At 53.6% G+C, this 25,726-nt stretch carries 25 protein-coding genes and 2 pseudogenes; 10 read left to right on the top strand and 17 right to left on the bottom strand.

What is annotated here, in order from left to right; translation table 11 throughout:
* Positions 1–62: 62 nt before the first annotated feature.
* The 8 genes and pseudogenes from ACQ86N_RS09185 to ACQ86N_RS09150 form a co-directional block, all read right to left on the bottom strand.
* A complete protein-coding gene (locus ACQ86N_RS09185; RefSeq protein WP_431214896.1) occupies positions 63–911 on the bottom strand; it encodes a prephenate dehydrogenase in 849 nt (282 codons plus the stop codon).
* 66 nt (positions 912–977) lie between these two features.
* Positions 978–2,068, bottom strand: a pseudogene (locus ACQ86N_RS09180) (pyridoxal phosphate-dependent aminotransferase).
* A gap of 177 nt (positions 2,069–2,245) precedes the next feature.
* On the bottom strand, positions 2,246–2,755 hold the full coding sequence (locus tag ACQ86N_RS09175; protein ID WP_431214895.1) for a prephenate dehydratase: 510 nt from the start codon (positions 2,753–2,755) through the stop codon (positions 2,246–2,248).
* The gene (locus ACQ86N_RS09170; RefSeq protein WP_431214894.1) at positions 2,755–2,904 is read right to left on the bottom strand and encodes a prephenate dehydratase domain-containing protein; all 150 of its coding nucleotides are present in this window, start codon (positions 2,902–2,904) and stop codon (positions 2,755–2,757) included. The genes ACQ86N_RS09175 and ACQ86N_RS09170 overlap by 1 nt, the downstream gene beginning before the upstream one ends.
* A 219-nt stretch (positions 2,905–3,123) precedes the next feature.
* Positions 3,124–3,687 carry a hypothetical protein gene (locus tag ACQ86N_RS09165; RefSeq protein ID WP_431214893.1) on the bottom strand — a complete coding sequence of 188 codons (564 nt, stop codon included), beginning with the start codon at positions 3,685–3,687 and terminating at the stop codon, positions 3,124–3,126.
* A 10-nt stretch (positions 3,688–3,697) separates the two neighbouring features.
* Positions 3,698–4,288 (bottom strand): N-acetylmuramic acid 6-phosphate etherase, encoded by a 591-nt coding sequence (locus tag ACQ86N_RS09160; RefSeq protein WP_431217333.1) that lies wholly within the window; start codon positions 4,286–4,288, stop codon positions 3,698–3,700.
* Positions 4,240–4,515, bottom strand: coding sequence for a hypothetical protein (locus ACQ86N_RS09155; RefSeq protein ID WP_431214892.1), 276 nt, complete (start codon positions 4,513–4,515; stop codon positions 4,240–4,242). The genes ACQ86N_RS09160 and ACQ86N_RS09155 overlap by 49 nt, the downstream gene beginning before the upstream one ends.
* 10 nt (positions 4,516–4,525) lie before the next feature.
* A complete protein-coding gene (locus ACQ86N_RS09150; RefSeq protein ID WP_431214891.1) occupies positions 4,526–5,371 on the bottom strand; it encodes a BadF/BadG/BcrA/BcrD ATPase family protein in 846 nt (281 codons plus the stop codon).
* Positions 5,372–5,510: 139 nt separating this feature from the next.
* Here ACQ86N_RS09150 and ACQ86N_RS09145 point away from each other — a divergent pair, with 139 nt between their 5' ends.
* Positions 5,511–7,106 carry a S41 family peptidase gene (locus tag ACQ86N_RS09145; RefSeq protein WP_431214890.1) on the top strand — a complete coding sequence of 532 codons (1,596 nt, stop codon included), beginning with the start codon at positions 5,511–5,513 and terminating at the stop codon, positions 7,104–7,106.
* A gap of 108 nt (positions 7,107–7,214) precedes the next feature.
* On the opposite strand, the gene ACQ86N_RS09140 is transcribed toward ACQ86N_RS09145, so the two are convergent.
* Positions 7,215–7,550, bottom strand: a complete 336-nt coding sequence (locus ACQ86N_RS09140) for a DUF6249 domain-containing protein (RefSeq protein ID WP_431214889.1) — start codon at positions 7,548–7,550, stop codon at positions 7,215–7,217.
* Between the two features lie 140 nt (positions 7,551–7,690).
* Here ACQ86N_RS09140 and ACQ86N_RS09135 point away from each other — a divergent pair, with 140 nt between their 5' ends.
* Positions 7,691–8,272, top strand: coding sequence for an RNA polymerase sigma factor (locus ACQ86N_RS09135; protein ID WP_431214888.1), 582 nt, complete (start codon positions 7,691–7,693; stop codon positions 8,270–8,272).
* On the top strand, positions 8,250–8,843 hold the full coding sequence (locus ACQ86N_RS09130) for an anti-sigma factor family protein (RefSeq protein ID WP_431214887.1): 594 nt from the start codon (positions 8,250–8,252) through the stop codon (positions 8,841–8,843). Before ACQ86N_RS09135 ends, ACQ86N_RS09130 begins: the two co-directional genes overlap by 23 nt.
* On the opposite strand, the gene ACQ86N_RS09125 is transcribed toward ACQ86N_RS09130, so the two are convergent.
* Both ACQ86N_RS09125 and ACQ86N_RS09120 read right to left on the bottom strand, forming a co-directional pair.
* Complete coding sequence (locus tag ACQ86N_RS09125) at positions 8,827–9,219, bottom strand: S1 RNA-binding domain-containing protein (RefSeq protein WP_431214886.1); 393 nt, start codon at positions 9,217–9,219, stop codon at positions 8,827–8,829. The two genes, ACQ86N_RS09130 and ACQ86N_RS09125, sit on opposite strands and share 17 nt — an antisense overlap.
* Positions 9,195–11,114, bottom strand: a complete 1,920-nt coding sequence (locus tag ACQ86N_RS09120; protein ID WP_431214885.1) for a Tex family protein — start codon at positions 11,112–11,114, stop codon at positions 9,195–9,197. The genes ACQ86N_RS09125 and ACQ86N_RS09120 overlap by 25 nt, the downstream gene beginning before the upstream one ends.
* Before the next feature lie 78 nt (positions 11,115–11,192).
* Between ACQ86N_RS09120 and ACQ86N_RS09115 the strand changes: the two genes are divergently transcribed.
* Both ACQ86N_RS09115 and ACQ86N_RS09110 read left to right on the top strand, forming a co-directional pair.
* Complete coding sequence (locus ACQ86N_RS09115; RefSeq protein ID WP_431214884.1) at positions 11,193–12,554, top strand: pyridoxal-phosphate dependent enzyme; 1,362 nt, start codon at positions 11,193–11,195, stop codon at positions 12,552–12,554.
* 482 nt (positions 12,555–13,036) lie between these two features.
* Positions 13,037–13,573, top strand: a pseudogene (locus ACQ86N_RS09110) (ABC transporter substrate-binding protein); the annotation flags it as partial.
* Between the two features lie 35 nt (positions 13,574–13,608).
* Here the strand turns inward: ACQ86N_RS09110 and ACQ86N_RS09105 are convergent.
* Positions 13,609–13,788, bottom strand: coding sequence for a hypothetical protein (locus ACQ86N_RS09105; protein WP_431214883.1), 180 nt, complete (start codon positions 13,786–13,788; stop codon positions 13,609–13,611).
* On the opposite strand from ACQ86N_RS09105, the gene ACQ86N_RS09100 reads away from it, so the two are divergent.
* Together ACQ86N_RS09100 and fbaA are read left to right on the top strand one after the other, a co-directional pair.
* A complete protein-coding gene (locus ACQ86N_RS09100; protein ID WP_431214882.1) occupies positions 13,776–14,855 on the top strand; it encodes a hypothetical protein in 1,080 nt (359 codons plus the stop codon). The genes ACQ86N_RS09105 and ACQ86N_RS09100 overlap by 13 nt on opposite strands.
* 79 nt (positions 14,856–14,934) lie before the next feature.
* A complete protein-coding gene (fbaA, locus tag ACQ86N_RS09095) occupies positions 14,935–16,002 on the top strand; it encodes a class II fructose-bisphosphate aldolase (RefSeq protein ID WP_431214881.1) in 1,068 nt (355 codons plus the stop codon).
* Positions 16,003–16,121: 119 nt separating this feature from the next.
* Here the strand turns inward: fbaA and ACQ86N_RS09090 are convergent, their stop codons facing one another.
* Positions 16,122–17,048, bottom strand: coding sequence for an LLM class flavin-dependent oxidoreductase (locus ACQ86N_RS09090; protein WP_431214880.1), 927 nt, complete (start codon positions 17,046–17,048; stop codon positions 16,122–16,124).
* Positions 17,049–17,177: 129 nt separating this feature from the next.
* Between ACQ86N_RS09090 and ACQ86N_RS09085 the strand changes: the two genes are divergently transcribed.
* Positions 17,178–18,242, top strand: a complete 1,065-nt coding sequence (locus ACQ86N_RS09085) for a class I fructose-bisphosphate aldolase (RefSeq protein WP_431214879.1) — start codon at positions 17,178–17,180, stop codon at positions 18,240–18,242.
* A 518-nt stretch (positions 18,243–18,760) separates the two neighbouring features.
* On the opposite strand, the gene ACQ86N_RS09080 is transcribed toward ACQ86N_RS09085, so the two are convergent.
* The gene (locus ACQ86N_RS09080) at positions 18,761–19,993 is read right to left on the bottom strand and encodes a hypothetical protein (protein WP_431214878.1); all 1,233 of its coding nucleotides are present in this window, start codon (positions 19,991–19,993) and stop codon (positions 18,761–18,763) included.
* Positions 19,994–20,030: 37 nt separating this feature from the next.
* Here ACQ86N_RS09080 and ACQ86N_RS09075 point away from each other — a divergent pair, with 37 nt between their 5' ends.
* Entirely contained in the window at positions 20,031–21,110 is a 1,080-nt protein-coding gene (locus tag ACQ86N_RS09075; RefSeq protein ID WP_431214877.1) for a WD40/YVTN/BNR-like repeat-containing protein, read from the top strand.
* Positions 21,111–21,170: 60 nt separating this feature from the next.
* Here ACQ86N_RS09075 and ACQ86N_RS09070 read toward each other — a convergent pair whose 3' ends face one another.
* The 3 genes from ACQ86N_RS09070 to ACQ86N_RS09060 are packed head-to-tail and all read right to left on the bottom strand — an operon-like array spanning position 21,171 to position 24,689.
* Entirely contained in the window at positions 21,171–21,398 is a 228-nt protein-coding gene (locus tag ACQ86N_RS09070) for a hypothetical protein (RefSeq protein WP_431217332.1), read from the bottom strand.
* On the bottom strand, positions 21,367–23,064 hold the full coding sequence (locus ACQ86N_RS09065) for a hypothetical protein (protein WP_431214876.1): 1,698 nt from the start codon (positions 23,062–23,064) through the stop codon (positions 21,367–21,369). Before ACQ86N_RS09065 ends, ACQ86N_RS09070 begins: the two co-directional genes overlap by 32 nt.
* Positions 23,046–24,689 carry a chromosome segregation SMC family protein gene (locus ACQ86N_RS09060; RefSeq protein WP_431214875.1) on the bottom strand — a complete coding sequence of 548 codons (1,644 nt, stop codon included), beginning with the start codon at positions 24,687–24,689 and terminating at the stop codon, positions 23,046–23,048. Before ACQ86N_RS09060 ends, ACQ86N_RS09065 begins: the two co-directional genes overlap by 19 nt.
* Before the next feature lie 185 nt (positions 24,690–24,874).
* Between ACQ86N_RS09060 and ACQ86N_RS09055 the strand changes: the two genes are divergently transcribed.
* A complete protein-coding gene (locus ACQ86N_RS09055; protein ID WP_431214874.1) occupies positions 24,875–25,711 on the top strand; it encodes a universal stress protein in 837 nt (278 codons plus the stop codon).
* Positions 25,712–25,726 lie beyond the last annotated feature (15 nt).

The following is a 25,726-nucleotide window of genomic DNA, read 5'->3' as shown; positions in this document are numbered from 1 at the left end:
TTGAAATTTGCCGCAAAGGTACGCTATTTCTGCCTCAGCTACCCATTTTTGTTAACATACAACTATTTGATAATCCGTCTGATCCTATTTGCATTTTCCATTAATTCCCTCAAATAATCCGCATTTTCCTTTTCCAGGCAGGCCTTGAACTTCCGCAGCTGGCTGATATGCTCGTTCAGCACGTCCAGCACATTCTCCCTGTTCTGCATAAAAATGGGCAGCCACATGGCCGGACTGCTCTTCGCCAGCCTCACCGTACTCTCAAAACCACCGCCTGCCAGTTCGAAGATCGCGCTCTCCTCTTTCTCCTTCTCCAACACCGTATTCGCCAGCGCAAAAGAAGTAATATGCGAAATATGACTAATATATGCCGCGTGCATATCATGGCTGCCGGCATCCATATACACCATATGCATTCCCATATCCCTGTACAATCCCTCGACCATATCCAGCGCATCGGCGGCGCTCTTCTCCTTCTCACAGATCACGCAGCTGCGACCAACGAACGCATTGTGTACCGCAGCTTCAGGCCCGCTGTACTCCGTACCCCACATCGGGTGCGCCGCTACGAATCGATCTCGCATCGGGTGATCCGCCGGGCTCTCGCAAAGCGCCTGCTTCGTCGACCCCGCATCCGTGACCACCTGCCGGTCCGTGACCAGATCCATGATGGTCCGCATCATCGGCACCGTGACATCCACAGGGATAGCGACATAGATCAGATCACTCTTCCTTACCGCTTCTTCCAGCGGAAGAGCTTCGTCGATCAGCCCCAGCTCCAATGCCCTGTCAAGGCTCGCCTTTGTCCGGCTTACCCCGATAACATTCCTTACCAACCCCTTGTCCTTCAGCGCCAGACTAAAACTGCCGCTTATCAGACCCACCCCAACGATCGTAATTGAATCAAACATTTCCCGCTGTTTTTATCCTGTCAATACTTTCCTGTAATTTCTCCTTAGTACTGCACAAACTCACTCTTACATACCCGTCTCCCGCAGGCCCGAATATCCCCCCGGCGTTATAAACACCCCGGTGCCGTACAGCGCAGCATCGCTCAGCGCATACCCATCCTTGTATTTGCCCGGGATCTTTGCCCAGACGAACAACCCCACCTGCTCACGGCTGAACTCGCAGTTCAGCAGTTCCAGCAGCTCGAATACCTTCGTCCTGCGCTCCCGGTAGACCGCATTTACGCCGTCGTACCAGTCCTGCCCCAACGACAGCGCCTTCGCCGCCGCCAGCTGCACCGGAAGGAACATTCCGCTGTCCATATTGCTCTTAAACCGCAAGACCTCGTCGATCCTTTCTTTCGCCCCCGACAGGGAACCCACCCGCCAGCCCGCCATATTCTGCGACTTGCTCAGCGAATTCAGCTCGATCACCACCTCCTTCGCCCCAGGCACGGAAAGCAGACTCATCGGATGTTCGTTCAGAATAAAGCTGTACGGATTATCGTGACAGATCAGTATACTATGCTTCTTACCAAAAGCCACCAGCCTTTCAAAAAGCCCCTTGTCAGGCAGCTGACCAGTAGGCATATGCGGATAGTTCACCCACATCAGTTTTATACTGCCGTGCGCCGCCACCACATTCTCCAGCTCGTCAAAATCAGGATACCAGCCACCGGCCTCTGTCAGGCTATACTCCACGCATTCCCCCCGGCCAGCTTCACGGCACTCCGGTACGTCGGGTAACCGGGATTCGGCACCAGCGCGCCGTCCCCCTCATTCAGATAGGTCATACAGATATGCATGATCCCTTCCTTCGAACCGATCAGCGGCAATATCTCCGTGTCGGGGTTCAGCTCCACACCATACCACTGGCGGTACCAGGCGGCGATCGCGCCGCGCAGCAATGGAGATCCCTTGTAGGACTGATACCCATGTACGTTAGGCTTCGCGCTTTCCTCCTGCAACACCCGGATCACGTCCGGATGCGGCGGCAGGTCGGGGCTGCCGATACCCAAATTGATCACGTTCTTTCCCTGCTTGTTCAACTCGTCGATCTCCCTCAATTTTTGCGAGAAATAATATTCCCCGATACCATCCAGTCTTCTGGCCGTTTTCATGTATGTTATTTTATACTGTTCTTCCCTTTCTGTACACCCCATATATTTTCAGCTCCGCGGTTATCGGGTGTATCGCCTCGATCACCCGGTGGAACTGTCCGATATCGTCAAATTCCATATCCGCATGAAACGAATATTCCCACTCGCTGCCCGGTATCGGGAAAGACTGCAGCTTGCTCAGATTGATCCCCCTTCCGCTATCCTGGTCAGCACCCTCGCAAGGCTGCCCCTCGAGTGATCCGTATGAAAGTTGACAGACGCCTTGTTCGGCTCCTGCGGCTCCATCGCATTGTCTTCCCGCTGCAGGATGAGGAACCGCGTGTAGTTGTTCTTCATCGTATGAATGTTCGGCGCGATGATCTCCAGCCCGAACAGATCAGCGGCCAACTTGCTCGCTATCGCGGCAGTATGCTTGCTGCGATGCTGCTGCAGATGCTTCGCGCTTAACGCCGTATCCTCCGTCTCCACCAGCTTCCAGTTGGGATGCTTTTCCAGATAGTCGATACACTGCAGCAAAGCCATATGATGCGAATGTACCTCCCGGATATCCTCCAGCGTTACCCCCGGATTCACCAGTAGGTGCTGCCGTATCTGGAGATAGATCTCCCCCACCACCCGGAGATTGCTCTTCTGCAAAAGATTGTAGTTCGGCAAAATGCTGCCCGCAATGGAATTCTCGATCGCCATTACCCCCCGTCGCTCTCCTTCCTGCTCGACGCCACCCGTATCACTTCCCTGAAGGTGGCACAGGTCACGACTTCCACGTCCTTGCCAAAGAATTGCTGGGCCGCCACCTGGTGGAAACTGCCCTCATAACCCTGAATAGAAACTTTCATATTTTTCTGCGGCTTGTTCATGGTCCAAAAACAAAAAGTCCCGGCTTTTGACCGGGACCTCTTTGTTGTTATTTTTCTTTATTTATTTAACAAAAGCAATCCCGGCCTACTCGTAAAGTAGAAGTAAAAATAAAAGTAAAAAAACCGGTATGTCTTTGCAGTAATCATATTAGTATACCAAAGATAGGGACTTATCGAAACAATCCAAATTTTTTTCCTCTAGTCCAATCTGCTGGATATTTTCTGATCAATCAGTCCAAACAGATGGAATGGCTTGTACGTCCGCCAGTTATCGATCTCCATCAATTCCAGATACCGGTTCAGCTTGGCCTTCTTGAAATCATGCTGCGTCTGCTCCGGCATATTCAAAATGACCACCCATCCACCGGCATCACTCACCTCCTCATACCACTCCTCATAGTAGTCCTTGTCCCCGCTATGGAAATTCAGCACATTCTCCGCAATGAGAATAAACTTAGTGATCCCAAACTCAAAAAACTTATCTGTCACCTCCCGCTTGAGATTCATGATATCGTTCTCTATCGCGTCATTCCACTCCCCAAACAACTCGATCACCACATAGTGCTCGTCATAATCGGCCATCAGCACCTTCATATACAGCGTCCTCGACCCGAAATCATCCCACTGCGGATGGATATAATAGTTATAGATAGTCTGTGAAAATTCAAATTCCGAATAGACCCTCCCGTAAAAAGGCGATCGCTCGTCCTCTTCGCTCGTATACATATGCCGCCAGTTATAAAAAGGTTCTATCTCGTGCATATACGCCAATTCAATTTGTACTTACAGAATCCACGGCCTTCTTGACGCTCCCCGAGCGTAACAACAACTCTTTCGCCTGCTCATAGTCCGTCAAACCGGTCCCCTCCATCACCATCTTCGTACCCCGGTCGATCAGCTTGCTGTTCGTCAGCTGCATATTTACCATCTTGTTATCCTCCACCCTTCCGATACGGATCATTACGGTGGTCGACAGCATATTCAATACCAGTTTCTGCGCCGTCCCGCTCTTCATCCTCGTACTGCCGGTCACGAACTCGGCCCCGACCACCACTTCGATCGGAAAATCGGCCTCGGCAGCCACCGGCGAACCCGGATTGCAAACGATACAGCCCGTGATGATCCCCCGCTTGCGGCACTCCGAAAGCGCCCCGATCACATAGGGCGTAGTCCCGCTGGCCGCCACTCCTACCACCACATCCTTGTCCGACACCTCGTACTGCTCCAGGTCCAGCCACCCCTGCCGGGCATCGTCCTCCGCATTCTCCACCGGCTTACGGATCGCTGTCTCGCCCCCGGCTATGATTCCGATGATCAGGTCAAAAGGCATACCGTAGGTCGGCGGGATCTCACTCGCATCCAGTATCCCAAGTCTCCCGCTCGTTCCCGCCCCGATATAAAAAGCCTCCCGCCCGCCAGCATCTTGTCAGTCACCGCCACAACCAGCGCCTCGATTTGAGGAATAACCTTCTCTACAGCCTCAGGGACCGTCCTGTCCTCCCTGTTGATATTGGTCAATATATCCTTTACACTCATGTGGTCCAGGCCATGATACGGACTTTCTTCCTCAGTGAACTTCTCGATTGCCATGCGCTATTAGTTATTTTTGATTTTGGTGAAACCTGATCAACCCGTCCATCGGCTTTTGCAAAATGGACCCCAGCTCAAATTCATAGGTGCTGCATAAATCCTTTACTACATCCCTGAACCCATACGCCACCCCTCCTACAAAATGAATTGGCAATTTCCAGCTTTCCCGGTACTTACACAAATGATTAAAGAAAAAATCGTTCAATCCGTCCTCGATGATGTTCTCCACCATATAGTGCCCCCGGTTCTCTACAAGGAACAGCGTGAACGAAGCCAGATACCGGTTGGGCAACGGCTGCTTGTACACAGCGGCCAGGATCTCCTTGCTGTTCGTAGTATATTTAGCATCGAACTTATACCGCAGTTCCTCGTCAAACGTGTTGTAAAGATAGTATTGTAAAACTTTTTTACCCAGATAAGCTCCACTCCCCTCATCCCCCAGCACGTAGCCAAGTCCTGGACTGTTTTTAACGATCTTTTTTCCGTCGAAATAACACGAGTTGCTCCCCGTCCCCAAAATACAGGCAACCCCCTTCTCATGGCCGCACAACGCCACCGCCGCCCCCATCAGGTCATGCGTCACGTTTACTTTGGCGCTCCGGAAGATCCCGCGTATCGCCTTCTTCACAATTTTCTGGTTATCCGGATCCTTACAACCGGTACCATAATAATAAACCACATCGACCTCCCACTTCTTCAACGCCGGCACCAGCTCCTGGTTTATGACCCGCCCGATACCGGCCGCATCCAGAAAATAAGGGCTGATCCCCTGCGTATCCACTTTCTTTTTCTTTCCGTCATATAGCAGACACCACTCGCATTTGGTGGATCCACTATCCGCGATCAATATATTCATTGGCTCGTCTTTTGTTAAATTATCCCGTAACCCTCGGGTTTAGCCACCGGACCGTCTGGCCAGTTTCCGGCTGCAATTTAAAATATGATTCCTTAATTTGCAGCCTTCGCGCCACAACTACTTAAAAACGCTCGTTCGAATGAAAAAATTACAGGTCTGGCTTCCCCTGCTATTCGCAATCGTCATGATGGTCGGGATGCTCATCGGCTTCCGCCTTCGCGGCAATATTCGCCCAACAGGGTTCTTCAAGACCCGCAAACAGACCCCCGTACAGGAAGTCATGGACCTGGTAACCACAAAATACGTCGACCCCATAGCAACTGACACCCTCGGAGAGAACGCCATCGACGGCATGCTGGCCCACCTCGACCCGCACTCCCTCTATATCCCGCCCGCCGACCTCTCGGAAGTCAACGAAGACCTCCAGGGCAACTTCGAAGGCATCGGCGTCGAATTTCAGATCTTCGACGATACCGTCAACGTAATGAACGTCCTCGCCGGCGGCCCCAGCGATAAGGCAGGCCTGAAAGTGGGCGACAAATTCGTAAAGGTCGACGACTCCGTCGTTGCCGGCAACGGCATCACCAACGACCGCATCCGCAAACTCCTTCGGGGACCGGGCGCCAGTAAAGTAACGGTAACCCTCCTTCGGGCGGGCGAATCCGGCCCCGCCCGGCCATTCAGCATCATCCGGGGAACCATCCCCCTGCCCTCCGTCGACGTCGCCTACATGATCAACAAGGACATCGGCTATATCCGGATCAGTAAATTCTCGGAAACAACCCACGCCGAATTTGCCCAGGCACTGATGAAACTCCAGAGCGCAGGCCTCCAGCGCCTCATCCTCGACCTGCGGGGCAACGGCGGCGGCATCCTGCAGGAATCCATCGAGATCGCCGACGACTTCCTCGACGGCGACAAACTCATCGTCTATACCGTCGGAGCCCGCTCCCCCAAAGTCGAATACCGCTGCCGCCGCGAAGGCCTCTTCGAAAAAGGCAAGCTGGCCCTTCTCACCGACGAAGGCACCGCCTCCGCCAGCGAAGTCCTCGCCGGCGCCCTCCAGGACTGGGACCGCGCATCCATCATCGGCAGAAGGACTTTTGGAAAGGGTCTCGTGCAAGAACAGTACCAGTTGAGCAATGGCGCTGCGCTCCGCCTCACCATCGCCCGCTACTATACTCCCACCGGACGCAGTATCCAGAAACCCTATGACAAAGGACACGAAGACTACAACGAAGAAGTGATGAAACGGTTTCATGACGGGGAAGTCCTCCACGGGGATACCTCCAGCCAGCACGCAGGACCCGCCTTCAAAACCCTTGGCCCCCAAAAAAGGACAGTATTCGGAGGCGGCGGCATCACCCCCGATATCTTCGTCGGATTCGATACCAGCACCCTCTCAAAAGAGGTCACCACCCTCTATATCGACGGTACCCTCAGCAGATTTGTATATACCTGGTATACCCAGCATATTCCCTCTTTCCAGAACTTCAAATCACCCGCGGACTTCATCAGCGGCTACCACGACGAAGACCGCCTCTGGAACGCACTCGTGAGTTTCGCGGAAAAAGATACCGTCAACCTCCGCAACGTCCCAACAAAAGACAAGACGGTCCTCCAGCACCGGATCAAAGCATTGATGGCCAGACAGATATGGCGGACGGAAGGATACTACGAAGTATCCAACGCCTACGACCCCGCAGTCGCCAAAGCCCTCGAAACCGTCAAATAACGACAAAGGCCGGTCCCTAAGACCGGCCTTTACATTCTACTAAAAATATAAAATATACCTAGTTCTCCTTATCCAGCAATTCCTTCTTCTCGATCTTATAGGAGGTGATCAGCCCCAGCCCCCGCCAATCGCGATCAGCGCAAAATAAATGCTCACATTCGCGCCGTTCGTGTCGTCGTGATCATGCCCGATCCTGTATAATAACGTATTATCCAGCAAATAGGCCACGAACAATCCCAGACCCACTCCCACCAGCAACAACCCCCACTTCAGACTCCTGAAAGGCGCAGGCCTCGGACGCTCCGGCTTGATACTCGGATCCAACCCCTTTTCGATCATCGACAAGTTCTCCCTGCTGCGCATATACCTCCAGCCAAATATTACTGCGCAAATCCCTAAGCTCATCAAAATGAGCCACAAAAAAACCAATTGTTCTGGTCCCATATAATTTCCTTTAATTGTAAAAAATGAACTACACTACCTCAGACTACGGCCGGAAACGGGAGGTTACAACCAACCCCATATTCTTTTTTTATCGGTATCTTGTAACCTGACCTAAACACCTCGCGTCCTATACCATAGTAATGCACACTGAACTCACTGATACAGAGATCATTCGAAGGATTCTGCAAGGGGATCAGGCTATATTTGCAACACTGGTCCAGCGCTATCAGCAATACGTATTCACCCTCGTACTCCGTTTTACGGACAGCAGGGAAGACGCCGAAGAGATCAGCCAGGACGTGTTCGTAAAAGCCTACCGCTCACTCGCAGACTTCCGCGGTGATGCCAAATTCAGTACCTGGCTCTATACCGTAGTCCGGACCAGTTGCATCACGTTCCTGAGAAAGAAACGGCTCGACACCATTTCGATCGACAACGAAAGGACCGCGGTCCAACTGGAGAACAAAGAATCCGGTTTCAACGCCAACACGATCGAGCAAAAGTCCAGACACGCCATGATCAACGAGGCCATCCGCCTGCTAAGCCCCGACGACAGCCAGTTGATCACACTATTTTATAAAGGAGAACAGTCGCTGGAAGAAATAGGAAAGATCATGGGACTCGAACCCAATACCGTAAAAGTCAAACTACACCGTGCACGCAACCGCCTGAGGGAAAAACTGGAAAAACATTTCAGTCATGAGCTCAAAGATTTATCTTAATTTTCATTACACAACTACCATGAATACACAGCAACCCATGGAAGATCGCCTCTGGAACTATATCGACGGAGGCTGCAGCCCCGCCGAGAAGTCGGCTATCGAAACCCTCATCGCCACCAACAGGGAATGGCAGGAGAAATACCGCGAGCTGCTCAACATCCACCAGCTGCTCAACGCATCCGAACTGGAAGCCCCTTCCATGCGCTTCACCAAAAACGTCATGGAAGAGATCGCCCGCTACCAGATAGCTCCGGCAACAAAATCGTATATCAATAAGAACGTCATCCGCGGCATCGGCGCCTTCTTCCTGACCATGATCGCCGGCCTGCTGGCCTTCGTCTTCAGCCAGTTCAAATGGTCTTCGGGAAGCCAGTCTTCCAATTCCATCAAACTGCCATCCGCCAACGACCTCGGCCTCGACCAGCTGAACAGGATCGACTATTCCAAAACATTCAACAGCACCTGGGTCATCGGATTCATGCTGGTCCTCGTCGTCATGAGCTGGATGCTGCTCGATATGTACCTTCAGCAAAAAAACGCAGCACCACTAATCCTTAAACTTTTTCTTTAGCTCCATCAGCTTGGCACTGGAATGCATCCGGCGTCTCGGCAGGACGACTTCCTTTCCCCGGCGCTCCACCCGGCTTGCCCTTCTGCACTCCTCCCTGACTACCGGGCCTCTGACCACCGCCACCCTGACCCTTCGCCGGAGTATTCCCCTTCATCGACAGCGAGATCCTCTTTCTCGCCCCATCCACCTCCAGCACAGTCACCATCACCTTCTGCTGCAGCTTGACCACCGAGTTCGGGTCAGATACATAAGTATTCGAAAGCTGGGATATATGCACCAGCCCGTCCTGCTTGACCCCGATATCCACGAACACCCCGAACGCCGTAATATTCGTGACGATACCCGGCACCGTCATTCCCTGCTTGAGATCTTCCATCGTCTTGATCGTCTCTTCAAACCGAAACTCTTCGATTTGATTGCGGGGTCCCGTCCTGGTTTCTCCAGTTCCTTCAATATATCTTCAATGGTGAACTCACCAACTGACTCTGAAACATATTTCTTCTTTACAACCTTTTTCCTCAACTCCGCCTGGCTGATCAGATCGGCCACCGAACAGCTAAGGTCAGCCGCCATCGACTCCACCACATGATAGCTCTCCGGATGCACCGCGCTATTGTCGAGGGGATTGGCCCCCTCCCGTATCCGCAAAAATCCCGCACACTGTTCGAAGGTCTTCGGCCCCATCAGACTCACCTTCTTCAATTCATCCCGGCTCGTGAACGCACCGTTCTTCGCCCTGTATTCCACTATATTCTTCGCCAACGTTCCGCTCAGGCCCGAAACATAGGTCAGCAAATGCTTGCTGGCCGTATTTAAGTCCACCCCGACGTGGTTTACGCAGCTCTCCACAACCCGGTCCAGCTCTTCTTTCAGCTTGTTCTGGTTGACGTCGTGCTGATATTGCCCTACCCCGATGGATTTGGGATCGATCTTCACCAGCTCGCTCAACGGGTCCAGCAACCTGCGTCCGATGCTTATCGAGCCGCGTACCGTAACGTCCTCGTTCGGGAATTCCTCCCTCGCCACTTCGGAAGCCGAATAGATCGAAGCCCCGCTCTCATTGACCATGAACACCGCCAAATGCCTGCCAAAATCGATCCCCCGCACCAGCTGCTCAGTCTCCCGGCCGGCCGTACCATTGCCGACACCAATCGCCTCGATATCATATTTCGACACCAGATGTTTCAGTTCGGCTATGCTTCCCTGCGTGTCGTGCTGCGGCGGATGCGGATAGATCGTGCTGTTATGCAGGAAATTCCCCTGCGCATCCAGACAGACCACCTTACAGCCCGTCCTGAAACCCGGGTCCAGCGCCAGCACCCGCTTCGAACCCAACGGCGACGCCAGCAGCAACTGCCGGAGATTCTCCGCAAACACCCGGATCGCCTCTTCGTCCGCCTTATTTTTACTGATCAGCCGGAACTCATTCTCTATGGAAGACTTCAACAGCCGGTCATATGAATCTTCGACCGCCTTCTTCACCTCCACCGACGCCGCACCGGCCCCCTTCACAAATATCCTGTCCAGGTCATCCACAGCCCCCTGCCGGTCGATCGAAAGGTCCATCGTAAGATATCCTTCCTTCTCCCCTCTGCGGATCGCCAGTATCCGATGCGAAGGACTGTCCGCGAGCGACCCGCTGAACTCGAAATAATCCCTGTATTTCTGCGCCTCTTCTTCGTCTTTCTTGCTGGTGATCACCTTCGCGCTCACCGTCGCGGTCTCCGTATAAAGCTGCCTCACCTTATTCCTCGCCTGCTCGTTCTCCGATATCCACTCGGCAATAATATCCCGGGCCCCCTGCAGCGCGTCTTTCTGATCCTTTACCTGCTCATTGATATACTTTGCGGCTTCCTCGCCCACGTCGCCGTTCCCCTGCTCGAAAAGCAGCTTTGCCAGCGGCTCCAGCCCCTTCTCGATGGCAACAGTAGCCCTCGTCTTTCGTTTGGGCTTATAGGGTAGATAAATATCCTCCAGCACCGTCGCATCGTAACAGCCCTCGATACGGGACTTTAGTTCGGGAGTTAGTTTGCCCAGGCCGTCGATAGTCTTGATGACCGTATCCTTCCGCTTGTCAAGCTCGGTAAAATACTTTATCTGCTCCACCACATCGTTGATCTGCACTTCATCCATATTTCCCGTGGCCTCCTTGCGGTATCGGGCCATAAAGGGAATCGTCGCCCCTTCGGCCTGAAGACCGAAAATATTGTTTACCTGCTTTACACTAAAGCTTAATTTCTCAGCAATCTTTTGAATATAGATAGGTTCCATAGTTCTGCCCCCGGTACGTTTTGTAGGGGCGGCAAATGTAGACAAAATCCTACCTTTACGCAGCACAAAATTTCCACCATGGATATCAAAAACAATATTCTCGAAACGATTGGACATACGCCGCTGATTCGCCTCAACAAATTGACAAAAGACCTTCCCTGCTCCGTCCTTGCGAAAGTCGAATACTTCAACCCCGGAAACTCCGCAAAGGACAGAATGGCACTGAAAATGGTCGAAGCTGGCCGAAAAGGACGGCCGCCTAAAGCCGGGGGAACCATAATCGAAGGTACCTCCGGCAATACCGGCATGGGCCTCGCCCTCGCCGCCGTCGTAAAAGGATACAAATGCATCTTCGCGACCACCGACAAACAGTCGAAAGAAAAAGTCGATATCCTCAAAGCCCTCGGCGCCGAGGTCATCGTCTGCCCCACCAACGTCGAACCGGACGACCCCAAAAGCTACTATTCCGTTTCAAAACGGCTCGCCAAAGAGATCCCCAACTCTTTTTACGCCAATCAATACGACAACCTGGCCAACCGCCAGGCCCACTACGAGACCACCGGCCCTGAGATCTGGGAGCAGACGGACGGGAAAATAACCCACCTCGTAGTAGCTACGGGCACCGGCGGCACGGTCACCGGCACAGCCATGTTCCTGAAAGAGAAAAACCCCAACATCCAGGTCTGGGCAATGGACCCCTACGGCTCACTGCTGACCAAATACTTCCGCACCGGCGAGGTCGATATGAAGGAAGTCCACCCCTATGTCACCGAAGGCATCGGAGAAGACTTTGTGCCGCAAAACTACGACATGAAATACGTAGACGTCTTCCAGCAGGTGACCGACAAGGACGCCGCCATCATGGCCCGCCGCATCGCCCGCGAAGAAGGACTTTTCTGCGGCTACAGCGCCGGCACCGCCATCCAGGGCCTGCTACAGCTGAAAGACCTGCTCAAAAAAGACGACCTCGTCGTCGTCATCCTGCACGACCATGGCAGCCGCTATGTGGGTAAAATATATAACGACCAATGGATGCTCGAACGCGGCTTCCTCGACGTAAAAACCTTCAGGGATATCATCGCCGGCCGCGGCACAAAACGCCTGATCACCGCCGCCCCCGGCCAGACCGTCGCAGAAGCCTTCGACCTCATGCAGAAATACAACATCGAAAACCTCCCCGTTCTGGACAAAGGCGAGGTCATCGGAGCCATCAGCGAAAGCGGCCTCTTCTCCCGCATGATGAGCAACGGCTCGGATATCAAGGGAAAGACCATCGGGGATGTACTCGAAAAGGCCTATCCCATAGTAGCATTCGATACGCCGCTCGAACGACTGAGCACGCTGATAACGCGGGAGAACGGCGCCGTACTCGGCAAAGACGAGAGCGGCAATTACCATATTGTCACCAAATACGATGTAATTCAAGCACTTGGGAGTTAATACGCAACAGGGATCGTAGATTTACTAGTCCTCCGACGCGTGTTTTTTCTGGTACATTATGCAATGATTACGAAAGGGTTAGTAAAAGCTGCGACGCATAAATAAAGCAAAATCTCTATTGATGGATCAACTTTAACATTTTATTTTTGATCTAGAAGTTGATTGGTAATTGAGTTATCAATCACCAATATCCGAAAAACCAAAACCGAGTCCTAATATCCAATAGAAAACCGAGAACCCAATACCTAAGAAATTCAATCCAATATCAGTCAACTTCTTTTTTCCGAACTATCTGTACTAACAATAGAACGACATTTGGCCCTTAAAGACTAAAACGTATTCTTCTCAAAATCCAACGTCCGAACAAACCACGAAAAGCAGTCCAATCCTATCGAACCAAACCCTGCTTTTGCTAACCCTCCTGCTAAATTTATTCTGATTAGAGCATCACCAGTTTAGCAGGAGGTCTTCATTGCCGTAACATGCGAATCGTATCTCTGGTTCCTTCCCAGACAGAACTCCTCCACTCCCTCGGCCTCGATGACGAAGTCGTCGGCATTACCAAATTTTGTATCCATCCTTCTTCCTGGTTTCGCACAAAAACCCGCGTTGGCGGCACAAAAAACCTCCATCCCGAAACGATCGACGAACTCAAACCCGACCTCATCATCGCCAACAGGGAAGAGAACGACAGACAGCAGGTCGAAGCCCTCGCCAGCCGCTACACCACATGGGTCAGCGACGTAAAATCGCTCCCCGACGCACTCGACATGATCCGCACCGTCGGCAGCCTCACCCACCGCAACACCCAGGCCCAATCCCTCGCCGACGAGATCCGGCGCCGCTTCGATACCCTTATCCCGATTTCCGGTTCCCCTACCACCGCGTATCTTATTTGGCGCGACCCCTATATGGCCGCCGGCGGTGACACCTTCATCCACGACATGCTCCGCCGCTGCGGCCTCACCAACGCCCTGGCCGCAGTCGACCGCTACCCGATCATAGATATCGAAACCCTCTCCCGCTGCAACCTCATCCTCCTTTCCTCCGAACCTTACCCCTTCCGCGAAAAACACATCGACGAACTAAAAAACTCCTGCCTCCCTCTGCCGATATCGCCCTCGTCGACGGCCAGATCTTCAGCTGGTACGGAAGCCGCCTCCTCGAAGCACCCGCCTACTTCAGCCAGCTCTTCGGGAAACTCACCCAAATTCACGACCTTTGATCCATGCACTTCAGCGATCAGCTTTCTTCCATGGACCCCTCCGGAGAATCCAACAAACCCTCCCGGAAAAACCCATCTTCCCCGTCACCGAACCCCTCCGCAACTACCTGAAAACTCACGGCCGGGAAGTAAAACTCCCCGTCTCCTACCGCGACCTCCTGCAGCATATCACCTACTCCGTCCCCCTGAAAGACAAACACGACCGGGACACCCTCTGGGAAACCGCCCTCTACGACATGCGCCACTGGGACTATATCCGCGAAGGTCTCGTCCAAATGTACGCGATCCTCAAGACAGAAGGCGACCTCACCTTTACCAAACACCTCGACGTCGCACGCATCGACTTCTGCAGCTTCGCCAATTCCTGCCCCTTCCGCATCCGCATCGTCAATAAATTCAACGACAACTACGACCACTACTATATCAAACAGGCCGACGCCTCCCGCATCTACGGACTCGAACTCGAACACCTCCTTTCCCCCAACCGCATCACCTATTTCACCTGGCACAATACCCTGGTGGAAGAACATATCCCCGGCATCCCTGGCGACCTGTTCATCAAAAACTTCCTCGACGATCCCCAGACCAACAAGATCCGGCTCTCCAAGGAATTTGTAAAGTTCAACGAACGCTGTTTTGTCCGGCTGCTCGGAGACATGCGCAGCTATAACTTTGTCGTCGACATCACACCCGACATCGAAGACTACCAATACCGCATCAGAGCTATCGACTTCGACCAGCAGTCCTACGAAGGCAGAAAGAACCTCTACATCCCCCAGTTCTTCAAGGAGAACAGAGCCCTCGTCGACCTCAGCCTCAAACACCTCAACAAAGAATCGATCGAACAATACCAGACCGAAGAAAGGACCATGATGGCCTTCCGCGTGGCATCCTCCCGTTTTCGGCTGATGGAACTGCTCAATATCATGTCCCGGGACGCCATTTCTACGCCCGACAAACTACTTCAGCTTCGATCCGAACTCGGCGACTACTTCAAAAGCCCCGCCTTCCACAAATGCCGCTCCATGGGCCAGCTCGTCAAAAGACAACTAAAACAGACGCTTCAAAAAATCTAGCGCTTTTGCAGAAAAATTTGAGCAAATTCGAGGATTAGGTGCTCTTACCGTATATTCGCGGCTTCAAAGTTCATAAAACATGAAAAAATACAAAGCCGGAGTACTGTTTGGTGAAGAACTGGAAGCCCTCTATAAAGACGCAAAAGACAACCAGTTCGCCCTGCCCGCTGTCAACACCATCGGAACGAACACCATCAACGCCGTACTCGAAACAGCCGCTAAGGTCAACTCCCCGGTCATCATCCAGTTCTCCAACGGTGGCGCTCAGTTCATCGCCGGTAAGGGCATGCCCAACGACCAGCTCCAGGGCAATATCTCCGGTGGCGTCTCCGGCGCTCTTCATATTCACAACGTCGCCAAATACTACGGCGTTCCCGTCGTATTGCACACCGACCACGCAGCAAAGAAATGGCTCCCCTGGGTCAGCGGACTGCTCGACGCCGGCGAACAATTCTATAAGGAAAAGAAACAGCCCCTCTTCAGCTCGCACATGCTGGACCTTTCCGAGGAACCGATCGCAGAGAATATCCATACCTCGGTAGAGTTCTTCAAACGTATGCAACCCCTTGGCATGGCCATCGAGATCGAACTCGGCGTCACCGGCGGTGAAGAGGACGGCGTCGACAACAGCGGTGTCGAGAACCACAAGCTCTACACCCAGCCCGAAGACGTCGCCTACGCATATACGGAACTCAGCAAGGTGGGCCGCCTGTTCAGCGTCGCCGCCGCATTCGGCAACGTACACGGCGTATACAGCCCGGGCAACGTCGAACTCCGTCCCGTCATCCTGAAGAACAGCCAGGACCATATCGAAAAGACCCTGAAGACCGGCCCCAAGCCCGTCTACTTTGTTTTCCACGGCGGCAGCGGCAGCCCCCAGCACCAGATCCGCGAAGCCATCGGCTACGGCGCCATCAAGATGAACATCGATACCGACCTGCAGTGGGCCTTCTGGGAAGGGATCCTCAATTATTATAAGAAGAATGAAGGCTATCTCCGGGGCCAGCTCGGCAACCCCGAAGGTCCGGACAAGCCCAACAAAAAACACTACGATCCCCGCGTCTGGCTTCGAAAAGGAGAAGAGACCTTCGCTAAACGCCTCGAGATCGCCTTCCAGGACCTCAACTGTATCAACAGAAACGCATAGAAAAAAGACCGCCGCGAGGCGGTCTTCTTATTTAAGCAGAGGCTTAACCCGCTGGCCGATCAATTCTATAGCTTCCATTAATTTTTCATGCGTCAGCTCCGCGCTGTCCATCTGCAGCGTCACCCGCGAGATCCCCCTAGCGCCTCCGCATGCCGGAGTATCTTCCCGGCCACTTCCTCCGGCCCACCGACCAGCAAAGCCCCCGTCGGCCCATTCTGAGCCTCGAACCGGCCCCTCGTCATCGGCGGCCAGCCCCGCTCACGACCCACTTCCGTCATACTCGCCGCATAACCGGGATAGAACTCCTCCACCGCCCTTTCCGTCGTCTCCGCCACATAAGCCAGCGAATGCAAACCAACTTTCAGCTGCTCCGGCGCAAACCCCGCCCGCCTGCCCGCTTCCCGGTAAAGATCGACCAGTGGCCGAAAACGGTGGGTCTCACCCCCGATGATCGCCACCATCAGCGGCAACCCCAGACTTCCCGCACGAACAAACGACTCCGGCGTCCCACCCACTCCGACCCAGACGGGTATTTGCTCCTGTACAGGACGCGGATACACGGGCTGGTTGATCAGCGCGGGACGAAATTTCCCCGACCAGTTCACGACCTCATTCTTCCGCAGCTCCAGCAGCAGACCCAACTTCTCCCCGAACAACTCGTCATAGTCCCTCAGCTGATAGCCGAACAGCGGGAACGCATCGGTAAAAGATCCCCGCCCAACCACCATCTCAGCCCGACCCCTGGAGATCAGGTCCAGCGTCGCAAACTGCTGAAATATCCGCACGGGATCGGCAGCGCTCAGCACCGTAACCGCGCTGGTCAACCGGATCCGCTCCGTACGTGCCGCAGCAGCAGCCAGTATCATCGATGGCGCCGAATCCAGAAACCCCTTCCGGTGGTGCTCCCCGATTCCAAAAACGTCCAGACCAGCCCGCTCCGCCTGTACCATCCTCTCCAGCAACTGCTCCATCGCATCGATATCGCTCAGCGCAGCCGCGCCCTTTTTACTAAACCTTGCGGCAAAACTGTCTATTCCTATTTCCATATTCATTGTTTAACCATCAATCCCATCCAATTGTTGTACTTTTCATGGTTCAACTTTCCAGCTTCCCCACCATTTTTTTCTTTTTGCCCCGGACGGGGTAAATTGCGTTACAACAAAAAGTCAACAATCATGGCGTCTAAGAAAATTCTCGACATTCTCGGCGACAAAGCCCAGTTTTTATTAGATCATAAGCCCGTCATTGACAAATCGACCATCAGCGCCTTCCCCTCTCCCAATCACGTGGAGGAGATCTGGACCAACTCCGGCCGTTCCAATCAGGTGCTGCGGAGCATTCAGACCCTTATCGGCCACGGACGACTGGCCAACACCGGCTACCTCTCTATTTTTCCCGTCGATCAGGGCGTGGAACACAGCGCCGGCGCATCCTTCGCCGCCAACCCCATGTACTTTGACCCCGAAAATATTGTCAGGCTCGCCATCGAAGCAGGCTGCAACTCCGTAGCCTCGACCTTCGGCGTCCTCGATATCATGAGCCGCAAGTACGCCCACCGTATTCCCTTCCTCGTCAAGATCAACGGCAACGAATTCCTCAGCCTCCCCAACCGCTACGACCAGACCCTGTTCGGCACCGTTAAAACCGCCTGGAACATGGGCGCCGTCGCCATCGGAGCCACCGTATACTGGGGCAGCCCCGAGAGCGATCGTCAGCTGAAAGAAGTCGCAGAAGCCTTCGAGGTCGCCCACGAACTCGGAATGGCTACCGTCCTCTGGTGCTACACACGCAATGCCGGCTTTAAAGTAGACGGCGTCGACTATCATACCTCCGCCGACCTTACCGGCCAGGCCAACCACCTCGGCGTCACACTCCGCGCCGACATCATCAAACAAAAGCTACCCACCAACAACGGCGGCTACCTGGCGACCAAACACGGCAAAACCTCGCCCCTCGTCTATTCCAAACTGACCCATCCCGACAACCACCCCATCGACCTCACCCGCTACCAGCTGATCAACTGCTACAATGGTCGCGTAGGCCTCATCAATAGCGGCGGCGAATCCAAAGGCGAATCCGACATGCACGACGCAGTCTTCACCGCCGTCGTCAACAAACGCGCCGGCGGCATGGGCCTCATCCTCGGCCGCAAAGCCTTCCAGCGCCCCTTCAAAGACGGCGTGGAAATGATAAAGACGATCCAGGACGTCTACCTCGACAAAGACATCACTATCGCATAACCGCGAGCTGCGCCCCGCCAACCGCGAGGCCTTGCTCAAAACGCGATACCACCTACATGCCCAAATACCTTGTCTGCATAACCGTTATACTTCTCTCCTGCAATACTTCGGTAAAATACCTCCGGGTGGCTACGACTACCCGGAGGCCATTACCGGCAGGGATACCAATTATTACAGCTATCCACTAAGAAAGCTAGTCTCACGAAGGGACTCCTTCCGTGGAATATATGAATACATTTTCTATTGACAATTATGAAAGTGTGAAGCATTGCGCCAACGAAGGTCAGGCGAAAGACTGATTCAGGACATATCCTGAGCTATATGACGTGAAGTATTATCAGGACCTGCACGACAAGCAATATAAAAATTTACACACCCCTTACACGTACACTACAAAAAAAATCCCACCACGACCCTTCCGACACCACCCGCCAACCCCCAGCCCCCCTCGTCGTCCAGGACGTCCAACTGGAAGAAGTCCACGAACCCAAACCCAACACCACCACCACAAATAATCCTCAAAACGTTTCTCCCAAACTAAAATAAACCGCATTATAATGCTTGCTCACTCCATAATCGATCCCCAGATTCGAGCCTGAATGCTTATTGAATTTTATCCTCAGCCCCGCTCCGCCGGCGGGATGCAAATAAGCATACTGATGCGACGTCGGCTCGGAAACAGTATTCATATTCGCAAACACGACAAACCCAAAAAGCCCGTCACGCGTAATATCCCGCCTGTATTCCGTTTCCACGTAAAACAATGACTTCCCCACATAACGCAGCGGGTAGATCCCCCTTCCGCTTCGCTGATATGGCTCCGTCCCAATGGCCGGCAACATAAAATAGGGCGCATTGCTCCCCAGCGTCGTCCAGTAATAACTCCAAACCCCCAGCATATTCTGTCCCCTGTTGCTGAACGCAATATATTTCCGCCAGTCCAGATACAGCGAGTGCCAGGTGGTATTGCTGCCCAGAAATCTCGGATTGATGCGATACACGGCGTTGAAATACATCCCCGGCACCGGATTGAAAAGATTGTATCGGGTGTCCAGTAGCAAATTCGCCGTAAAGCCGTGCGAGAACGAATTGGAATGATTGACCGTTCCGTAAGGATATTCCGTAAATTTCTGTATATCGACCGAATCGTCGGCAGGCCGGATATGGATATTGTAGTCCAGATCATAACCGGGACCAAACAACAGATACGGCGTGATCCGCTTGAGCACGCTGCCGTACAACCTGTAATAGCTATACCGCACCAGTACCTTCCGGTCCTCCGGATGATCGCCGCCAAGTCCCCATACATACTGCGGATAGATGGAAAAGCGCATATCCCCCTGATAGTCCCATTTGTTGTCGGCGGACCAGATATTCGCACGGAAAGGGAAATTGAACTGTCCCCTGAAATTGAAGCTCGGACTGAACGTCACCGTCGACAGATAGGTCTGCTTGCGGTCGCCGAGATAAAAACCCGCCTGCGTCGAAGTGATCAGCGCATTCCCCCCGCCGGGAACCGAAGTACTCAGCGGAAGCGCGGTGAAATAAACCCGCCTCCCCGCCTCGCTGCGCGGGTGGTGTATTTGGATCTTCGTAACATCGAGAAATATCCCGATCAGGTCCCGCTGCCCCGTGGTATCTCCCCGCTGTAACGAATCGGCCGGCTTGATCAGCATATCCTTGGGCGTCTGCCCGAACAGGGACAAAGGCCCCGCTAACAACAGCGTTATCACAATTAAACGTCCATGCATACTTCCTCGGATGCCAATATTGTGCTATTTTACAGATATGAAAAATCCCCTTTACTATATCCTTTTTTTGGTTTGGATCGCGCTGTTTTGTTGCTTTTTCACCCCAATTGGCTTGCTCGCACAGGAGACCCAACCGGCAGGCACACCCCACGCATCCATCCAGCTCCTCACCACGAGCCCTCAGGCATCTGCCCCCGGCGCCAGGCCGACATCGATCCGCGGACTCAGCGCCGTCTCCGACAAAATAGTCTGGGTCAGCGGCAGCAACGGCACCGTCGGCCGCTCCGTCGACGGCGGCGCCACATGGACCTGGACCACCGTCCCAGGCTTTGAGAAAAGGGATTTCCGCGACGTCGAAGCGTTCGACCAAAAGACCGCCATCATCATGGCCATCGCCGAACCCGCCGACATACTAAAAACCACCGACGGCGGAAAGACCTGGAAACTTGTCTATGAGAATAAAACGGTGGGAATGTTTATGGACGCCATGGAATTCTGGAACCACGACAGCGGCATCATCGTCGGCGATCCCATCAACGGCAGGTTCTTTGTCACGAGAACCTTCGACGGCGGCGACAGCTGGCACGATATCCCCTACGCCGAGCTACCCAAAGCCGACTCCACCGAAGGCTGCTTCGCGACCAGCGGTACCAATATCCGCGCCCTCTCCCCGGCCAGTGCCTGCTTCGTCAGCGGAGGCCCGCAGCGCTCCCGCCTCTTCATCCGCGACAAAGCCATCGACCTCCCTCTCCTCAACGGCGCCACCAGCACCGGCGCGAATTCCATCGCCGTAAAAAACCCGCACACCTTTATCGTTACCGGCGGCGACTTCGCCAAAGACACCGTACAGGATAAAAATTGCTTCCTCACCCTCGACGGCGGCGCCACCTGGATCCGACCCACCACCCCGCCCCACGGCTACCGCGGCTGCGTCGAATACATCAACGACTCCACCGTCCTCTGCTGCGGCACCTCCGGCGTCGACATCTCCACCGACAACGGCATGAACTGGAACCTCATCTCCTCCGCCGGCTTCCATGTCTGCCACCGCGCCAAAAAAGGGAAAACCGTCTTCCTCGCCGGATCAAACGGCCGCATCGCAAAACTCATTTTTTAACCACTACATACACCGCCGTCAGCAAAAGACCGAACGCCAGCAAATACTCGTCATATAGTCCTAATTCAATCCCCTGAAATCCACCGGCACCAGCTTGCTCACTCCCGGCTCCTGCATGGTCACCCCATAGATCACATCCACGGTACTCATCGTCATCTTATTGTGCGTTACGATGATGAACTGCGAATTCTCGCTGAACTGGCGGATCATATTGGTAAACTTACCGACATTGGCGTCGTCGAGCGGCGCATCCACCTCATCGAGGATACAGAACGGCGCAGGCTTGATCAGATAGATCGAGAAGAGCAGCGCCGTCGCCGTCAGCGTCTTTTTCCCCGCCGCTCAGCTGGCTGATCGAAGACGGACGTTTGCCCTTGGGCTTCGCCACGATATCGATCCCCGTTTCCGCCAGATTCTCCGGGTTCACCAGGATCATATCCGCCGTATCTTCTTCCGTGAACAAAGACTTGAAGACGCGCTGGAAATTCTCCCGCACCTTGTTGAACGTATCCAGAAACTGCTGGTTCGCCGTGGCCTCTACCTCCTGTATCGTCTGTAACAGACTGTCCTTCGCACTCACCAGATCGTTCTTCTGCTCGAGAATGAACTCATACCGCTTCTTCATCTCCTGAAAAGCCTCGATAGCCGTAGGGTTCACCTCGCCGAGATTCTCCAGCCTCTTCTTCATTTTATCGGCCTTCTCCTGCAGCTCCTCAACGGGCACCTCTCCCGTACGGGGCTGATCGATGATATCGTCCAGATTGATCCTGAACTCCACGTTCAGCCGCTCTTTCATCCCCGCCAGCTGCAGCTTCAGCTCGTTCAGCCTGTCCTTGATACCACCCAGCAGGTGTTCCAGCTGCTCTTTCTCCTTCACCTTATGACGCAGCTCGCTTTCCCGCTCGCCCAGCGCATTCCGTAAATTATAGTACGCCTGGTCGGCCTCGTTCAGCTTCTTCTCCTCCTCTTCCTTCTTCCGCAGCAGGGTGAGCAGGGCTCCCTCCGAACCACCTAACAGTTCCTCGCTCTCCGTAATACTCTCATGCGTCTGCTTCAGCTGCGACACATTCGCCTCTATCTGGGTGCGCAGATCGGTCAGCTGTTTGCTCTTGAAATCCATCTCCTGCTTCAGCGCGTTGATCCGGCTATGCTGCCGCGTCACCTGCAGATTGAACTCGTTATAGCTCGCTGAGCTGCTGTTATAGGCTAGCTCGGCCGACCGGTATTCTTCTTCCGCAACCTGGCTCTTTTCCTTCAGTTCGCTCACCACTCTCACCAGTTCGGCCCAGGCATTGCGCGTATCCTCGATGCCCGCGATCGTCTCTTCCAGATTGAGCTGCAGCTCTTCGAGCCGTCCCAGGGAAGAATCCTGCTGCGAATGCAGGTTCTCGATCTTATTTTGAAGGGAGAAGACAAAATTCGTCAGCCGGTTGATATCGTCCTGGGTCTGACGGATAGCCTGCTCTTTCAATTGCTCGTTGTACCCAACTACTTCGTTGTGTTTCTCCTGTATCGCCGTCTTCAGGTCGTTGACCGTCGTCTGGAGGCTGCCCACCTCCTCCTGCAGCTTCTCGAGGTTCTTGGCGCGGCCGATCTTCTTGCCCTCGAACAGGCCGACACTGCCGCCGGTCAGCGAATACTTTCCTTTTACATATTTTCCGGTCTTCTCCAGTACGACCGCCCCGTTGCTGTTCTCCATCGCAGCCTCGTTCTCCGCGATAAAAACGTTTCCCAGCAGATGCTCCGCCAGCTTGCGGTATTTCTCGTCGACTTCGATGACGCTCATCGCGGGCACCAGCCCTTCCTGCGCAGTCACCATCGCTTCGCTTCCCGCTACCTTATCCAGCAAAAAGAAATTGGCCTTCCCTTTTTTATTCTCGTCCAGCAGATGTACGGCCTGCATGCCTTCCTGCAGATTCGAGACCACATAATAGTTCAGGTACGGCTCGAGCACGTTTTCCACCGCGGCGCGGAACCCCTCTTTACATAGATGATATCCGAAAGGATCGGCGCATTATAATTCCACGCCGGGTTCTTATGAAGGAATTTGATGCTCTCCGGATAGCCCTCCATGGAATCGATCAGACTCTTCAGCAGATCGTGCTCATTCTTTCGCGCATCCAGTTTACGGCTCTCGTCCGCCAGTTGCTGACGAAGCACTTCCAGCTGCCCCTGCGCCTGAAGGATCGCTTCCTTCATACGCTCCTGGTGATCCTGCAGCTGACGCAGGCTGGACTGCCCGGACTCCAGTTCCTGTTCCTTCAGCAGACGCTCCTCCTCCAGCTGCTTGAGCTGGCTGTCACGGACCGTCCTCTCTTCCTCCAGCTGACGGATGCTGCGCTGCAGGTTCTGGATCGACGTGTCGGCTACCGCCACCTTCTTCTCCGCCTCGAACTGGTCACGCTGTATCTGCGCATTCTCCTTACGAAGCGCGTCTACCGTTACCCTCCTCGAGTCAAACACCTGACGGGTCTCATCGACGGAATCCTTCAGGGATTCCAGCTGCTCCTGCAGCCCCGATAATTTATTTTCCTCTTCACCCACCTGCTGACGGGTGAAAACAATACTTTCTTCCAGTCCCTTCAGCTGACCTTCTCCTTTCAGCAGGAACTCCTCAAGACTCCCCGCCTTCTCCTTCAGAAAATTCAGCCGCTGCGAAGCCGGGTTCTTTTCATTCTCTTTTGTACGCAGGGACTGCAGCAGGTCGTTGAACTCGTGCTGCATCGACTGCAACGCCCTCTCCTTTTCGATAAACCCTACCTTCTGCTGCTCGACGTCGGCCTCCTCCTGCGCGATGATCGCCTCCAGCCGGATCTTCTTGTCCGTCTCGGTGTCCGACTGCTCATGCAGATCTCGATAGGTCAGGTTGAACCCTTCCAGAGCGGCCTTCGCCAGCTCGATGCTCAGCTCGCGGTATTCCTTCTTGATCTCGTAGTATTTCTCTGCCTTCTTGGCCTGATTCTCCAGACTCTTCAACTGGTTGTTGATCTCGAACAGCAGGTCCTCGATCCGCGCAAGATCCTGCTCGGTGGCGTCCAGTTTCTGACGGGCCTCTTTCTTTCTCGTTTTATAGATGGTGACGCCGGCCGCCTGCTCCAGCATTCGGCGACGGCTGTTCTCCTTGTCCTTGATGATATCGTCCACCATCCCCAGCTCGATAATGGCATAGCTGTCCGTGCTCACACCCGTATCCATGAAGAGATTCTGAATATCCTTCAGCCGGCAGCTGACGTCATTGAGCCGGTATTCGCTTTCCCCGCTCTTGTAGAATTTGCGGGTGACCGTCACCGTGCTGAACTCGGTCGGCAGCAGATTCTTGGTATTCTCGAAGGTCAGGCTTACTTCCGCAAGACCGGATGCACTGCGCGTCCTGCTACCGTTGAATACCAGGCTTTCCAGGTTCTCCGAACGCAGATGGCTGATCTTCTGTTCGCCGATGACCCAGCGGATGCTATCAATAATATTGCTCTTCCCGCAGCCATTCGGGCCGATAATGCCCGTAATGCCCTCGTCAAAGCTGATATGGGTTTTATCAGCAAAACTCTTAAATCCCTTTATTTCAAGGCTCTTTAATCGCACTGTACAATATTTAATGATGAACAAACCCCAGCCCCATCTTTAGCCGGGCGACAAACCTACATCAAAATAGAGAATCTTCCCCAAAATGATGCCCCCATAAAAACCCTTGTTGAAAACTCGTTAATAAGAATTATTTTGCCTTTCAGGGGCAAAAATCGATATATTTACCTCCAACCTTCACATATATGAATAATTTTATTGTTCCGATCGACTTTTCCGATGCTTCCAAGAACGCTGCCCGCTATGCAGCCCACATCGCCAATGGCGTACCCGATGCCCATATTATTCTTTATAATGTGTTTGACGCCCTCGAATACGGTTCCGACAGCAGCCCCCTCGGCACAGACGAAGAAGAGGACGCCAGCAGAAAAGCTATCGTCGAACTTGCCCTCGGCAGCGTAAAGACCGAGCTCGCCACTATCACAAACGCCAAGATCTCGACCATCGCTGAAGAAGCCAACCGCTTCCTCGACACCCTCGAAGAATACGTAGTACAAAATAATATCCAGCTGATCATCATGGGCATTACCGGCGCAACGCGCCTGGGCCAGATCTTCATGGGCAGCAATACCCTGAACATCGTCCAGAGAGCCATCGCCCCTGTCATCATCGTGCCCCCGGACGCCCATTCCCAGTCCGCAAAAAATGTCATGCTGCTCACTGACTTCAAGGAAGTCGAAGACACCATTCCCTTCGAAACAGTCAAGTCTGTCCTCGACCTCTTCAAACCCCGCCTGCACATCGTCAACGTCGACCACGAACACTATGTACAGGTGACTGACGAATACAAGGCGGAAAGGACCAAACTCGAAACCCAGCTGAAGGCCTACAGCCCCGAATTCTATTTTATCCGGCTCTTCGACTTCATCGAAGCGACCAACCAGTTCGTCGCCGACAACCACATCGACCTGATCCTTACCTTCCCCAGGAAACACTCCTTCCTTTCGAATATGTTCAAAACGACCAGCACGTCGAAACTGGCCTACCACAGCCACGTTCCGATCGTAGCCATCACCAAATAAATTCCCGGGCGGATG

The organism is Puia sp. P3, assembly GCF_050632245.1.
Classification (GTDB): domain Bacteria; phylum Bacteroidota; class Bacteroidia; order Chitinophagales; family Chitinophagaceae; genus Puia.
This window is presented reverse-complemented; position numbering and strand designations above follow the sequence as displayed.